General features: G+C 66.3%; 13 protein-coding genes. 4 read left to right on the top strand and 9 right to left on the bottom strand.

The genetic code is table 11. From position 1 onward, the window contains the following. Positions 1-11: 11 nt before the first annotated feature. The 7 genes from cas7c to CJ010_RS02265 all read right to left on the bottom strand — a co-directional run bounded on the left by cas7c (position 12) and on the right by CJ010_RS02265 (position 7,321). Positions 12-893: a type I-C CRISPR-associated protein Cas7/Csd2 gene (gene cas7c, locus CJ010_RS02290; RefSeq protein WP_141016541.1), complete on the bottom strand. Its 882-nt coding sequence runs from the start codon at positions 891-893 to the stop codon at positions 12-14. Beyond that, positions 893-2,716, bottom strand: coding sequence for a type I-C CRISPR-associated protein Cas8c/Csd1 (cas8c, locus tag CJ010_RS02285; protein ID WP_141016540.1), 1,824 nt, complete (start codon positions 2,714-2,716; stop codon positions 893-895). Before cas8c ends, cas7c begins: the two co-directional genes overlap by 1 nt. Beyond that, complete coding sequence (cas5c, locus tag CJ010_RS02280) at positions 2,713-3,327, bottom strand: type I-C CRISPR-associated protein Cas5c (protein WP_371415701.1); 615 nt, start codon at positions 3,325-3,327, stop codon at positions 2,713-2,715. The genes cas8c and cas5c overlap by 4 nt, the downstream gene beginning before the upstream one ends. Positions 3,328-3,855: 528 nt before the next feature. After that, the gene (locus CJ010_RS02275; protein ID WP_141016538.1) at positions 3,856-6,129 is read right to left on the bottom strand and encodes a CRISPR-associated endonuclease Cas3''; all 2,274 of its coding nucleotides are present in this window, start codon (positions 6,127-6,129) and stop codon (positions 3,856-3,858) included. A gap of 158 nt (positions 6,130-6,287) precedes the next feature. After that, entirely contained in the window at positions 6,288-6,440 is a 153-nt protein-coding gene (locus CJ010_RS25085) for a hypothetical protein (protein WP_168224887.1), read from the bottom strand. A 274-nt stretch (positions 6,441-6,714) separates the two neighbouring features. Beyond that, positions 6,715-7,047: a hypothetical protein gene (locus tag CJ010_RS02270; protein ID WP_141016537.1), complete on the bottom strand. Its 333-nt coding sequence runs from the start codon at positions 7,045-7,047 to the stop codon at positions 6,715-6,717. A 70-nt stretch (positions 7,048-7,117) separates the two neighbouring features. Further along, the gene (locus CJ010_RS02265) at positions 7,118-7,321 is read right to left on the bottom strand and encodes a hypothetical protein (protein ID WP_141016536.1); all 204 of its coding nucleotides are present in this window, start codon (positions 7,319-7,321) and stop codon (positions 7,118-7,120) included. 108 nt (positions 7,322-7,429) lie between these two features. Between CJ010_RS02265 and CJ010_RS02260 the strand changes: the two genes are divergently transcribed. From CJ010_RS02260 to CJ010_RS02250, 3 genes are all read left to right on the top strand, one after another. After that, positions 7,430-7,705 (top strand): DNA-binding protein, encoded by a 276-nt coding sequence (locus CJ010_RS02260; RefSeq protein ID WP_141016535.1) that lies wholly within the window; start codon positions 7,430-7,432, stop codon positions 7,703-7,705. Positions 7,706-7,744: 39 nt separating this feature from the next. Then, a complete protein-coding gene (locus tag CJ010_RS02255; protein WP_141016534.1) occupies positions 7,745-8,530 on the top strand; it encodes an ABC transporter permease in 786 nt (261 codons plus the stop codon). 120 nt (positions 8,531-8,650) lie between these two features. Next, entirely contained in the window at positions 8,651-9,964 is a 1,314-nt protein-coding gene (locus CJ010_RS02250) for an esterase-like activity of phytase family protein (RefSeq protein ID WP_141016533.1), read from the top strand. A 36-nt stretch (positions 9,965-10,000) separates the two neighbouring features. Here CJ010_RS02250 and CJ010_RS02245 read toward each other — a convergent pair whose 3' ends face one another. Together CJ010_RS02245 and CJ010_RS02240 are read right to left on the bottom strand one after the other, a co-directional pair. Beyond that, positions 10,001-10,429 (bottom strand): DUF4124 domain-containing protein, encoded by a 429-nt coding sequence (locus CJ010_RS02245; RefSeq protein WP_141016532.1) that lies wholly within the window; start codon positions 10,427-10,429, stop codon positions 10,001-10,003. A gap of 32 nt (positions 10,430-10,461) precedes the next feature. Next, complete coding sequence (locus CJ010_RS02240; RefSeq protein ID WP_141016531.1) at positions 10,462-12,102, bottom strand: Na+/H+ antiporter; 1,641 nt, start codon at positions 12,100-12,102, stop codon at positions 10,462-10,464. A 135-nt stretch (positions 12,103-12,237) separates the two neighbouring features. Between CJ010_RS02240 and CJ010_RS02235 the strand changes: the two genes are divergently transcribed. Next, positions 12,238-14,340: an ATP-dependent helicase gene (locus CJ010_RS02235; protein ID WP_141016530.1), complete on the top strand. Its 2,103-nt coding sequence runs from the start codon at positions 12,238-12,240 to the stop codon at positions 14,338-14,340. The last annotated feature ends 7 nt before the right edge of the window (positions 14,341-14,347 follow it).

Genomic DNA, 14,347 nt, shown 5'->3' with positions numbered 1-14,347 from the left:
CCCGCCTCCACTCAGAGGTACTCGCGCACGCTCACGCCCTGGGGCAGCATCTCGGCATCCACCTTGACCCTGTAGTCGGCGAAGCTGCGCGCCGGGCCGTCATCTTCCTGCTTCGCCCGCGTCACCTTAACGGTATCGAACAGCACATGCGCCGGCGCGTTACCCATGGCGTTGTCGTGCTCGAAGACGATCAGCTTGCGCGCCGCCATCTCGCCGCGCGCGGCGGAACGGTCATGCTCGAACATATTGATGAGGGCACGCCACAGCAGTTGCAGGTCGTCATCGGAGAAGCCAGTACGCTCGGCCAGCTTGGCCGAAACGAAACCATGGGCGCGATACAGGCCGTAGGGCAGGATGTGCTTGCGGCCCATAGTGCGGTTGTCGCCGCTTTGCGCCTCCGCTTCCTTCTCGGTGGTGACCGCCATGCGGGTAATGGAGATTTCAAGCGGCAGCACCGGCTCCACCGAGGTGGCGAAGGCCAGTTGCACCGGCCCCCGCACCTGACCGGCATTGACGCCGGTGGTCATCACCGCGCCGAAGGTGCGCACGTCGAAGAAGTTGGCACACATCCAGGCGGTGATCTCCCGCGCCTTGGCCTCGTCCTTGGGCAGCTTCTTGTCCTCGGGTTTGATCTCCAGCGCGTCGTAGGCCCGCTTGTGCTGGTTGTTGAGCACCGCCTTTTCCTGCATGTAGATGGCGTAACCCGTGCTGCCATCCTTATCCAGGGTCACGAAGTTGCGGATCTTGCGCTTCAAGGCGACGTCGGTCACCAACCCGCAGTTGGTTTCCGGGTCCAGGCGTGGCAGGTTGCCGGCATCCGGGTCGCCGTTCGGGTTGCCGTTGGTGACGTCGAACAGGTAAACAAATTCGTAGCGGTGGGCGATGGCCGTCATCAAAGGGCTCCTTCGGTCTCGGTTTCGGTGTTTTCAGCGGCATCGCCGCTGGCGTCGCGCTTGGCAAAATGGGTGTGGGACTGGTGGTAGTAGCCGATGGCGAAGCGGCCCTGGTCCTCGATCTTCAGGCTGCGCGGAAACTGGTCCGGCAGGCCTTCGACGATGTCGCGGATTTCCTTTTCCAGGTTCACCGCCTGCCCGGGGCGCTCCTTGCGCAGCTTGCCCATGTGGTTCTGGGTGTTGCGCAACAGCACCGGAAAGATGGCGGCCGGTGTCGCCGACGCCGCACCGTAGTAGCGGTCGCGGATGGTGGCGTTGACCTGGCCGCCCAGCGCGCAGCGCTGCACGAACTCCAGCACGGCGAACAAGCGCCCGAGCAGGTAGCCGGGCTGGGTGGATTGCTTGTCTAGACTCACGGGAATCTCCTCGTCGGAAGTACGGATGCCCAGGCGGCGCTCGCGCGTCAGGACACCCTTGCAGATCGCGGCACGCATGCCGGAAAGATTGCCGTCGCTGCGGATGCGCAGCACGGTGTTGGCGAGCAGGCTGCGCGGGTACAGGCCACCGCTGAGGATGGCGCGCATGGTTTCGCCGATGAGGTTGTCGAAGGCATCATCCGCCTTGGGCATCGCCCCCTCGCGGTTGGGCACGGTGGCCAGCAGCAGGCGGTAGACCGTGGGCTCGATGCGCCAGGGCAAGGGCTCGATACGCAGATCCTGCGCATGCTCGGCCAAGCGCCTGGCGAACACCTCCAGCGTATCCACCTGCCAATAGCGCACGGAAAGGCGGGAGGCGTTCGGCGCCAGACCGAGCACATACATGCGGGTGCCGGGCGCAAGGCCGGGGTCCAGCTCGGCCAGCGGTCTGCCCTTGCCCAGGCCATCCAGCACCGTGCGCAGGCGGTTGGCCTCGCTCTCGTCGTCCGGCGGCAGGAGCAGGCTGGAGAGGAAATTCTCCGCCGCCTGGGCATCAGCCTCGCTGCCGGCCGCTTCCGCCCAGAACACCACCGAGGTGTCGCCCACCTGCAGGCGCTGGCGGTTATCGGGACCGCGCCGCAGCAGGTGATTCAGCACCGAGGTGTAGGCGAAGGCGGCTTGCTCGGAAACCGGCGCGTTGTCGCCCTGGTTCTTCCCGTAGGAGGTGAAGGCATCCAGGTTGAAGGACACCAGCGAGGCCCCGGAACTTTGCGCGCCGTTGACGCCCTTGATCGCCGGGTGCAGGCGGGCAATAGGCGCGACCTCACCGCTCACCAGGCAGATCGCACCAGCGGCAGGCGGGGTGCCTTCTCCAGCCTCCTCATCGCCCAATAGCCGGGCACGCAGGGCGTTCGCCGCTTCGCGTTCGTGCATGTGGCGATGCTCATTCCCCAGGCGGAACACCAGGTTGGCATCGCGCATTTCCTCGGGAAACAGCGGCGCCTGGAACTGCTCCGGCGACCAACGCTGCAGAAAGGCCAGCAGGGCTTGCAGCCCTTCGTCCTGCACGCCTGCCAGGGCCGTTTCATGCAGCGCCTTGAAGGCTTCGTGTTCCTTGTCGGCACGCTTGCTGGTGGCGCTGACGCCGAGCACATAGCTGGTCTTGTCCCACAGGAAATTGGACTTGATGCCGACCGTGCGTTTTTCCGGCTGAGGCACATCCAGCACGCGGGGCTGCGGTTTCTTGCCGGTGGTGTCGCGGATGTCATTCACCGCCAGCACCGCACCATTCGGCGCCAGCACGATCTCGTAGCTGATCTTCTCCGGGCTGTAGCCGTAGCCGGCAATGCCTCCGGCGCCGCGCGCCATCAGGCGCTGGTAGTAGCGGACAAGCGCCTGCAGGATCATGCCTTCACCTCCACCGCCTGCCAGGGCGGCACTTCGATCACGCCCTTCTTCATGCAAGCGCGGAAGAAGTGCGGCGTCATGCCATCGGCGAAGTCGATGTCGTGCAGCATCCAGCCGAGATCTTTGTCCAGTTCCACGCCGGCTGCCGGCTCGGGTGGCAAGGCCCCCTCCTCCAGCAGTTCGAAGCTGGCGGGAAACTCGCGCACGCCCAGGCAGGGCGCATGGAAGCACTGGCCCTTGCGCGCGCGGCGGTTGAAGATGTCCAGGTGCTTGCCCACCGAGTCGTCCGGCCCGGCGCGGCCGGTGAGCTGGAAATGGGCTTCGATCAGATAGTGCACATCGCGCAGCACGGTGGCCGCGCGCTGCTGGCGGTCTTCATCCACATAGGTGGCCAGGCCGGCGGTGCTGCCCGCCTTCATCGCCTTCGCCACGCTGGCCGGCGACAACTTGCCGCCAACCTCGTTGCGCCGGATCGATTCGAAGCGGATCGGGTTCAGCACATGGATGCGATCAATGTGCCAGCGTATCGCCGGCTTCCAGTGGATCGCTTCCAGGATGCCGCGTGCGGCCGACGGGGTGATCACGTCGTAACTCACGCGCTCGACCTTCATCTCTGGCCGGGTGAAGCAGGCTCGCTCGCCCCAAATCTCGAGACGTACTCCAAAACTCACTTTGCCCTCCCGCTCAAGTTAAATGACGTGAAAATAATATTGATGCAATTGCCGTAGTCCAGAAAGGCTGTAGGACGCCCTTAGCCAATTACACGTGCTAAGGGCGCCCTTCCATCAAACGCCTTCTGCCAACAGCTCAATATTTCAATCCACACGCCTCAACGAGACGAGACAGGCGCAACACCCTACTACTGCGTTACAGTGCGCCTGCTCCTCCTTAACAAAGTGGAGCAGGCGTCTAGCGCTAGTCTGATGAGGTCATATGGGTTCTAGCCATATATCGGCCCTCCCTGCTAGCTCAAGGCGCTAGCTTTTTCCGCGTGCGAAGCGAGTTGCTCTCAGAAGGCCCCAGTGTTGGCAGACACCGGGGCCTTCGCCTTTTCGCGGATGAGAGTAGCCTTATGTACGGGCTTGGTCAACTCCTCATAAAAATCATCGCCGTCTGACAACAGCTCAATGAACTGACTATTACCAACACAAACTCTCCGCCTTTAGGAAAGCGGGATCGTCCCAACTCAAACCAAAGTCCTTGCTGTAGATATCCATCACCGTCAGCGCCATGAACTGCTCGCCCCAGCGCTCCGGCGCCACCGGCTGGATGGCACCCGACTTCCGCAGGGCTTCGAAGCCCTGACGCGGCAGTTGCACCAGGTAGGACTGCAGGCTGCGGGCGATGCCGCCGCTCTTCTCCACGTAGCGCAAGGCCTTCAGCGCATCGCGGGCGGTGTCGTCGTAGGGCACAATCACCGGCATCTGCACCGAGTCGATCATGCGGAAGCGTGTCGCCAGGGTTTCCAGCGGCAGGCTGTCGAGGCGGCTGCTGCGCAGCAGGCCCAGCAGCCCGCCCCCATCCAGCGCGGACTCGCCCTTCCGCCAGTACAACTCGCGGAAGTAGGCCTCGATGGCCGCCGGGCATAGCGGGTCGGCCGCATGGCTGCGCAATACGGTGGCCGCCGCCTGGGCGAATTGCTTGAGTTCCGGCGGCGGCGCCCAATCGGGGTTGGCGGTGGAGAAGACCAGGACTTCGCTGGCGGCCGCATCCCGCCGCCCTTCCCGGTTGCAGCGGCCGGCGGCCTGGGCGATGGAGTCCAGCCCGGCTTCGGCGCGCAGCACCAGCGGGAAGTCCACATCCACCCCGGCCTCGATCAGGCTGGTCGAGACGAGGCGGCAGGGCCGGCCCGACTTCAGATCGTCCCGCGCCTCGGCCAGCACCTTGCTGCGATGGCTGGCGCACATCAGCGTCGTCAGGTGCCGCGCCCCCGGCAGATCGGCCATGCCCTGGAACACCGCGCGCGCATGGCGGCGGTTGTTCACGATGCACAGAACCTGTTCGTGCGCTCGCATATGGGCGGCGAGCGCTTCATCGTCCAGTTCGCCCACATGCCGTACGCGAACGCGCTCCAGCTTGCGGAACAGTTGGGGCGGCTCGGGAGCAAGCTCCCGCACGCTCTCGAAACCGCCGACAAACTCCGGCGCCTTCAAGGCCGGCTGGGTGGCGGTGCACAACACCACGCTGCTGCGGTAGTTGCGCGCCAGCTCGTCGATGGCAGCCACCGCCGGGCGCAGTAGCTTCAGCGGCAGGGTCTGGGCTTCGTCCAGGACCACCACGCTGCCGGCAATGTTGTGCAGCTTGCGGCACTGGGACGGCCGCGCGGCGAACAGGCTCTCGAAGAACTGGACGGCGGTGGTGACGACGATAGGCGCGTCCCAGTTCTCCATCGCCAGCTTGAGCTTCTCCTGCGACTGGTAGCGCTCGGCGTCGTCACGCGTCGGCGGAGGTTGCACGAAGGCGCTGTGGTGCTCCAGCACCGCGCTTTCCCCAAGATCGCCGAGGGCGCGGCGGAACACCGCCGCGTTCTGCTCGACGATGCTAGTGAAGGGGATGACGAAGATCACCCGCTGCAGACCGTGGCGTATCGCGTGGTCGAGTGCGAACGCGAGCGAAGCCAGCGTCTTGCCACCGCCGGTGGGCACGGTCAGCGAGAACAGGCCGGGGTCGCGCACGGCTTCGCCCCGAACATGCGCAAGGATGTCGACGCGGATTCGATTGACTTCGGAATCAGCGGTAAAGGTGGCGAGATAGGCATCGAGACGCTCCCGCAGCGCCTCCAACCGTGGCGCTTCGAGCGCTCTCAACACGTTTCGGTCATTCGGCTCGCCGGGCTGCGCCACCCCGTCGTAGAAGGCTTCGGTATCCAGGTAGTCGGCATCCACCAGACACGAAAAGAGCATGCGCACCAGAAAAGCCGCCTGGAACATCGGCCCACCGGAACCCGCTTTCTTGAATGGCAGTTCGCCCAGGTTCGCGGGCAGCTGGATTTCCTCTTGCCAGACCGGCAGCAAGGGGGGCAGGCCAACGCCGCGCAGACGCTCCTTCAACGACGTGCGCTCGCCGCTCTCAATGCCGTTGGCCAGGCCGGCATGGTGGCCGGCGATGGCGTAGGCGATCAGGTAACCCAGATCGGGGTACTGCTGCAGCGCCAGCATTGCACCGCGGGTCGCGTGATCCACCCGCACCGCCTCACCAGCAATGCGGCGCTGGAAGTCTTCGGTGTATTTGCCGATGTCGTGCAACAGACCGGCAGGCGCAGCAAGTCCGGCGGCATTGAAAATCGATGCAAACCGTGCCGCCATCGCGGCGACGTTCTGCAGATGGTGGGCAAGCGGTTGCCAGTCCGACCGATCTGCCAGGGCGGTCGAATGCGCAAAGAAACGGCTGATCGCCAGGGTCAATTCTTCCATGCCGCCCTCATCTGGTATCGCGAACAGCATAGATGCAGCGCATCGTCATTTCCGTGATGGATGACGCGACGAGAGGAAGGGGCTGGATTCCGGTGAATCAACTCGGACTGTCCAAGGAGGCGCCTTGCATCGCAAATGCCCTGTTACGACCAACCTCCTCAGCGTTTGGGTGGCATCGGCCCGTAGATGGCCAACAGCACCACGGCGACGATGGAAAGCACTAATCCCAAAGGGCCGAAAGCGGCGTGAACGATGCTGCCAATTGCGAGCAGGGCGAAGAGGAAAAACAGGAGTTCGATCAGCTTAAGCATGGGGTCATGAGTCTCTTACCATCCACACACCCAATCCAATGACAGCACCGGCACCGTGGGGGACGCGGGAAGGTTCAATTCACGCACCCGCAACGTCAAGAACCGAACGCGTCGAGGAGGCGCATCAAGGCCGCCAGCGTGACGTTCCCGACCTGCGTAGGAGTGCCATCACGGACACAACCGAAATCCGTCAGTCGGTATCCTCCCTCACGTCCATAGGGATCAGCCGATCCGCGTGTGTGTGCCGAAACGACCGCCGCAACATCGACGAAGTTCACCTGAGAGTCTTCAGTTGCAGCGGACGCCCATAGACATCCAACAGATCCAACACAGCTTCTGATAACTGCAGACGAACAACACCTGGTAGCTGAATAGCAGGCGCGTTCGGATCACTCAAATAAAACCAGTAGTGCCACTCCGCCTCGCTCTCCGGCTCCGCGTAACTGAGTTCGAACCCACCCCGCAGCCCCGCCCGCCGGCGCGCGAGCACCGCCAGCGAGTGATTGCCTTCGCTGCACCAATCCAGACTCCAACACTCCAGATGAGGCGAATGCCCCGTAATGCCGGCAACACGCTCCACGATCTTTACCGCCAGGGCGAGATTCATCCGGCGCCTCCTTTCTGCGCTTGAGCCGCCTGGCCCCACTCGGAGTCACGAGCGCGCGCCACCCCGTCCATCAGTCCGCCACCTCCACCATGCAGTCCGCGGTAAGCCGGGCGAGATTGATGAAGCGGTGCCGGCCGAAATGGATGACCGGCAGATGCCCCTTCTCGCACAGCCCCCGCACAACGCCTTCATCAACGCCGACCTGCTGCGCGAAGAAGCGCCAGTGCATGACGGGGACCGGGTAAAGCTGGAGCAGCTTGATGGAATCGGACATGTCGACCACTATTGACCACTGTTGACCACTATCTAGCCAAATGAACAATTTTTGTTCGTTTGAGCAATTTTTGCTCATGAACAAATTTTGTTCAAATGAACATTTCTTATGATTTATGAGCGTTTGATAAAGATCATCAATGCTCGCTTGCCGCGGCATGGTGCATTCGCTTTGCTTGAAGAAAAGACAGGCATCAGCGCGCGCGCATGGGCGCACGTGTGGCATGGACGAACGAAGCCAAGCGCGGATCATCTGGAACAGATCTGCCTGCTGTACCCCGAATACACACTGTGGCTGATGACCGGGCGCACCTCCCCGGAAGCGGAACAGACCAGCCCCGACCTGGAACAACTGGAAGAACTGAAGAAGACAGTCGGTCCCTGAGCCTTGAGTTCTGCTCCCTACCCGACCGCTACCCCACCCATGACCCCCAACCCCTGGCGCCCGCCCGCCCTCTCCCGCCGCTTCGTCCCCGTCTGGCAGCGCAACTTCCTGGTCTGGCGCAAGCTGGCCCTGCCCTCCGTACTGGGCAACCTGGCCGATCCGGTGATCTATCTCTTCGGCCTCGGCTTCGGCATCGGCCTGCTGGTGCCGGAGGTGGGCGGGGTGTCCTACATCAGCTTCCTCGCCGCCGGCATGGTGTGCTATTCGACGATGAACAGCGCCACCTTCGAGGTGCTGTATTCCAGCTTTTCGCGCATGCATGTGCAGCGCACCTGGGATGCCATCCTCAACGCGCCGGTGGCGCTGGATGATGTGGTGTTCGCCGAGCTGGTGTGGGCGGCGTCGAAGGCGCTGCTGTCGGGCGCGGCCATCCTGCTGGTGACGACGGTATTCGGGCTGGTGGAGGTGCGCTATGCGCTGTGGGTGCTGCCGCTGATCTTCCTGGTGGGGCTGACCTTCGCCGCGCTCGGGCTGATCATGACCGCGCTGGCGCCGAGCTACGACTTCTTCATGTACTACTTCACCCTGTTCGTCACGCCGATGATGCTGGTGTCGGGGGTGTTCTTTCCCACCGACCAGCTGCCGCCGCTGCTGCATGCGGTGACGCGCGCGCTGCCGCTCACCCACGCGGTGGAGGTCGCCCGCCCGCTGCTGCTCGGCCGCGTGCCGCAGGATGTGGTGGTCCATCTCGGCGTGCTCGCAGGCTATGCGGTGGCGGCTTTCTGGGTGGCGCTGGCACTGACCCGCAAGCGCCTGCTGAAGTAGGGAAGCCGGCCCGGCGATGGTCCGATGGGACCATCCCGTGGTCATCACGATGCAAATCGGGCGCACTAGCCTCCGGTGGTTTCGGACCGATACCCGGTCCGCCAACCCACCGGAGTAACCATGCCTGCTTCATACAACAAGATCGCCCTGGCGCTCGCCCTCGCCGCCGCTGCGGCATCCGCCCAGGCCGACACCAACACCCTGGTCGGCTGGGCGATGCTGCCCGCCGCCACCTTCGCCGACGGCCCCACCTCCGGCCAGTTCACCGGCGCCAACCCCTATGGCAGCAACCTTCCGCCCTACTTCGGCCAGCAGCCGGTGCAGGGCTTTTCCGGGGTGCTGCGCGGTGCCGGCCGCAGCCTGCGCGTGATCGCCGACAACGGTTTCGGCGCGCAGGGCAACTCCGCCGACGCGCTGCTGCGCGCCTACGCGGTGCTGCCCGATTTCAAGACCGCCCGCGGCGGCAGCGGCACCGTGTCGGCGGCCGACTGGAAGACGGGCACGCCGCTCTCCGCTTTCGACGAGGCCAGCCGCATCACCCTGCACGACCCGGACAACCTGCTCGGCACCCGCATCCAGGCCGACTACGCGCACTACTACAACAACGCCGCCAACCCCGAGGTCGATCCGGCGATCAAGGCCGGGCGCCTGCTGACCGGCGCCGATTTCGACATCGAATCGGTGCGCGAGGACAAGTTCGGCAAGCTGTGGTTCGGCGACGAGTTCGGCCCCTACCTGATCCAGACCGATGCCGACGGCAAGGTGCTGCGCCGCGAGACCGCGCTGCCCGGCGTGTTCGCGCCGCAGCACCCGGCGGTGACGGGCGGCAGCGTCGCCGCCAACCTCGGCAGCTCCGGCGGCTTCGAGGGCATGGCGATCAACAAGCGCGGCGACAAGCTCTACACCCTGCTGGAAAAGACGGTGAGCGGCGACGCCGCCAAGACCCTGCGCATCAACGAGTTCGACATCCGCAAGGGCGCCTACACCGGCATCGACTACCGCTACCGGCTGGAGGCGGACGGCACCGCCATCGGCGACATGACCGCCATCGACGATCACCGCTTCATCGTGATCGAGCGCAACGGCTGCACCGCCACCAGCGGCTGCACGCCGTTCAAGAAGCTCTTCATCGCCGACATCGCGGGCGTGGCCGACGGCGGCGAGGCGGTCAAGACCGAGCTGGTGGACCTGATGAACATCGCCGATCCGCACGACCTCAACGGCGACGGCAACACCCGTTTCAGCTTCCCCTACGTCACCATCGAAGACGTGCTCGTCCTCGACGCCAACACCCTGGTGGTGATCAACGACAACAACTTCCCCTACGGCGGCGGCCGCGAGCTGGCCTCGGACAACACCGAGTTCCTCAAGATCCACCTCGCCAACCCGATCCGCAATCCGCAGCCGACGGATTGCTGCGCGCCGGCGCAGTAAGCCGCGCGGCCGGCGTCGCCCCGCGGCGGCGCCGGCTCAATCGCACTGCGGTTCCGGGATGTCCTTGCAGTAGCGGAAGGCCTCGGGCTTGACGCTGCCATTCACGTTGCGGAAAGGCGCGAAGCACTCCTGGCTCTGATGGTAGCGGCGCATCTGCGCGGCGCAGCTGTCGTCCCGCTCCGCCGGGCGGGCCTCCGCTGCCGGCGCGGCGATCACCCCGGCTTCGCCTGCCGGCGCTTTCAAGGTGGCGCGCTGTTTTTCCAGCCGCTCGATGGCTTCCTGGCGTTGCGCTTCCGGGAGTTCGGGCACCTGCAGCTCGCGCCTTTCGGCTGCCGGCGCGCTGGGCGAAGGCCGGTCGCCGTAGTGCACGCGGCCCTGCTCGTCGGTCCATTTGTAGATGTCGGCTTGGGCGGCCGTGGCGGCCAGCGCCAGCGCGCCGGCGAGAAGCAAGTGTGCGATCTGCATGGGTGTCTCCGATACGGCGGCTGCGCGTGCGCTCAGCGGTAGCGCGCCTCCATCAGGTCGATCTGGCGCACCAGCTTGCGCGAGATCTCGTCCGAGATCGCGTAGTCGCGCGCCAGCCGGAAAATGGCCTCGCGCTCGGCCTGCAGCGCCGCCAGCCGCAGCGCCACCTCGGCGCGGTCGGCCTGGCGCAGGCGTTCGGCGTCCACGCCGCCGGGCATCGCGCTGTCGGCCAGGCGGTGCTGGTAATTCGACATGACCCGTAGCGCCGCGTTCGTGTACAGATCGGCCTCGGCCGCGCTCGCGTCCGACAGGGCATGGCGGGCCTGCTCGATGGCGGCGATGGCGGCGGTGGCCGCTTCGCGTCGGGCGAGGTCTTCCTCGCGCCGTTCGGCCGGTTCGTCCGGCAGTTCCAGCCCGCGCAGCAGGCGCGGCAGGCCGACGCTGGCGAGCAGCAGCGAAACCAGGATCACCGCGGCAGCGAGGAAGATCACCAGATCGCGCGCCGGAAACTCGCGGCCGTCGGGCAGCAGCAGCGGCAGCGTGAGCACGCCGGCCAGGGTGATGGCGCCGCGCACGCCGGCCAGCGACACCGCGGCCACGATGCGCCAGTCCGGCCGGTGCAGCGGCTCGCCCGGTTCGCGCGCCTTGAACAGGCTGATGCGCAGCGACACCCACACCCAGGCGAAGCGCAGCAGCGCAAGGATGACGCTGATCGCCAGCGCATACACCAGCAGCCACCAGCGCGACAGGTGGCCGGTGTCTTCCACCGAAGCCGCCGCCCGCGCCAGGATGCCGGGCAGCTGCTCGCCCAGCAGCACGAACATGATGCCGTTGAGCGAAAACTGCACCGTGTCCCACACTGCCGCGCGCTGCACCCGGGTGGTGGCGAGCGCCCGGCCGCTGAGTTCCACATAGCTCATGGTGACGCCGGCGGCGACCGCCGCGAGGATGCCGGACGCATCCAGATGCTCGGCGATCAGGTAGGCGCCGAAGGGCGTGAGCAGGTTGATGAGGATGGGCGAACCGGCCTCCTCGCCCAGATGGCGCGACAGCCAGCGCTGCGCCAGGGCCACCGCCCAGGTCGCGCCGGCGCCGACCGCCAGCCCGACCAGCGCCACCCACAGGAAGGTGAGCGAAGCGCTGGCCAGCGAGAAGCTGCCGGTCATCGCCGCCGCCACCGCAAAGCGGAAGCACACCAGGCCGGAGGCGTCGTTCAGCAGCGATTCGCCTTCCAGGATGTGCATCAACCGCTTGGGGATGGGCGCGCGCGCCGCGATCGACGACACCGCCACCGGATCGGTGGGCGACACGATGGCGGCCAGCGCAAAGGCCACCGCCAGCGGCATCGCGGGAATCAGCCAGTGGATGAGGAAGCCGGCGCCGACCACGGTGAACACCACCAGTCCGAAGGCCAGCTCCAGGATGGTCGCCTTGTCGCGGAACAGCCCGACCTTGGGGATGCGCCAGCCGTCGAGAAAGAGCAGCGGCGGCAGGAAGAGCAGGAAGAAGATCTCCGGGTCCAGCCGCACGCCGTGGCCGAACACCCCCGCGATCACCGCGCCGAGGGCGATCTGCACCACCGGCAGGGGCAGCGACACCGGCACCACGCGCACCAGGTAGCCGCTGGCCACCACCGCCAGCAGCATCGCCAGCACCACCTCGATCGAATGCATATGCGTCGGGAATTTCCTTGAGTAGCCGCCAGTTTACCGCGCGGCTCGCAGCGATGCCGCGCAGGCGTGCGCGCCCGGACGACTTGCGAAAGTCGGGCTACCGCCCGCCGGGGTGGACTGGATAGAATTACAGGCATGAACAGTCCCGCGCCCCTGCCCGCCGCCGCCCCGGCCTACCTCGAACGTCTCAACCCCGCGCAGCGCGAGGCGGTGGAATACGGCGTGCGCGGCGGCAAGGGCAGCGGCGAAATCCCCGGCCCGCTGCTGGTGATCGCCGGCGCCGGCTCGGGCAAGACCAACACCCTGGCGCACCGCGTCGCCCACCTGATCGCCCACGGCGCCGACCCGGCTCGCATCCTGCTGCTCACCTTCTCGCGCCGCGCCGCCGACGAAATGGGCCGGCGGGTGCAGCGCATCCTCGGCCAGCTGGCGGTCGACACGCCCTGGCTGGCGCAGGCCACGCTGCAGTGGTCGGGCACCTTCCACGGCATCGGCGCGCGCCTGCTGCGCGAATACGCCGGCCGCATCGGCCTGGACCCGGCCTTCACCATCCACGATCGCGAGGATTCCGCCGACCTGATGAACCTCGCGCGCCACGAGGCCGGGCTGCCGACGCGCAACAAGCGTTTTCCGCTCAAGGGCACCTGCCTCGCCATCTACTCGGCGGCGGTGAACACCCGCGCGCCGCTGGCCGAGGTGCTGCAGACCACCTTCCCGTGGTGCGCCGAATGGGAGGCCGAGCTGAAGACGCTGTTCCGCGCCTACGTCGAGGCCAAGCAGGCCCAGCAGGTGCTCGACTACGACGACCTGCTGCTGTACTGGGCGCACATGGTGGCCGAGCCGGCGCTGGCGGAGGAAATCGGCGGCCTCTTCCGCCACGTGCTGGTCGACGAATACCAGGACACCAACCACCTGCAGGCCGAGATCCTGCTGGCTATGAAGCCGGACGGCCGCGGCCTCACCGTGGTGGGCGACGATGCGCAGTCCATCTACGCCTTTCGCGGCGCGACGGTGCGCAACATCCTGGATTTCCCCGGCCGCTTCGAACCGCCGGCGCACCGGGTGACGCTGGAGCAGAACTACCGCTCGACGCGGCCGATTCTGGACGCCGCCAATGCCGTGATCGCGCAGGCGAGCGAGCGCTACAGCAAGGATCTGTGGTCGCTGCGCGAATCCACCGCACGGCCGCAGCTGGTGTCGGTGCGCGACGACGCCGACCAGTCCGCCTTCGTGGTGGAACGGGTGCTTGCGCGCCGCGAGCAGGGCATCAAGCTCAAGCAGCAGGCGGTGCTGTTCCGCGCCGCCAGCCACAGCGCCCGGCTGGAGATGGAGCTGACCCGCCGCAACATCCCCTTCGTGAAATTCGGCGGGCTCAAGTTCCTCGAGGCCGCGCACGTGAAGGACATGCTGGCGCTGCTGCGCTGGGTGGAAAACCTGCGCGACCGCGTCTCCGGCTTCCGGGTGGTGCAGCTGATGGCCGGCATAGGCCCCAAGACCGCCGGCAAGGTGCTGGACCACGTGGTAGCGGCGCCCGAGGGCTGCGAGCTGCTCGCCGAGCAGCCGGTGCCGGAAGCGGCGCAGGCGGACTGGCGCGAGTTCGCCACGCTGGTCGAACACCTGCGCCGGCCCGACGCGCCCTGGCCGGCCAGCTTCGAACTCGCCTGCCGCTGGTACGAGGGCCAGATGCCCCGCCTCTACGACGACGCGGCGGTGCGCCAGGGCGACATCCAGCAGCTCGGCCGCATCGCCGCCACCTACCCGAGCCGGCAGCGCTTTCTCACCGAACTCACGCTCGATCCTCCCAGCGCCACCAGCGACGAGGCCGGCGTGCCGCTGCTCGACGAGGACTACCTGATCCTGTCGACCATGCATTCGGCCAAGGGCCAGGAGTGGAACGCGGTGAGCGTGCTCAACGTGGTGGACGGTTGCGTGCCGTCCGACATCGCCACCCGCAGCAGCGGCGAGATAGAGGAAGAGCGCCGCCTGCTCTACGTGGCGATGACGCGCGCCAGGGACCACCTGGAACTGCTGGTGCCGCAGCGCTTCTACGTGACGCAGCAGCAGGGCATGGGCGACCGCCACGTGTATGCCGGCCGCAGCCGCTTCATCCCCAACCGCCTGCTGCCGCAGTTCGAGCAGGTGTCGTGGCCGGAGCCGCCGCCGGAATTCCGCGGTACGCCGCAGTCGCGCCAGGCGGCGCTGGATCTCGCCGCGAAGATGCGCGGCATGTGGGATTGAGCCACGC

Source organism: Azoarcus sp. DD4 (assembly GCF_006496635.1).
In the GTDB taxonomy this organism is placed as follows: domain Bacteria; phylum Pseudomonadota; class Gammaproteobacteria; order Burkholderiales; family Rhodocyclaceae; genus Azoarcus.
This window is presented reverse-complemented; position numbering and strand designations above follow the sequence as displayed.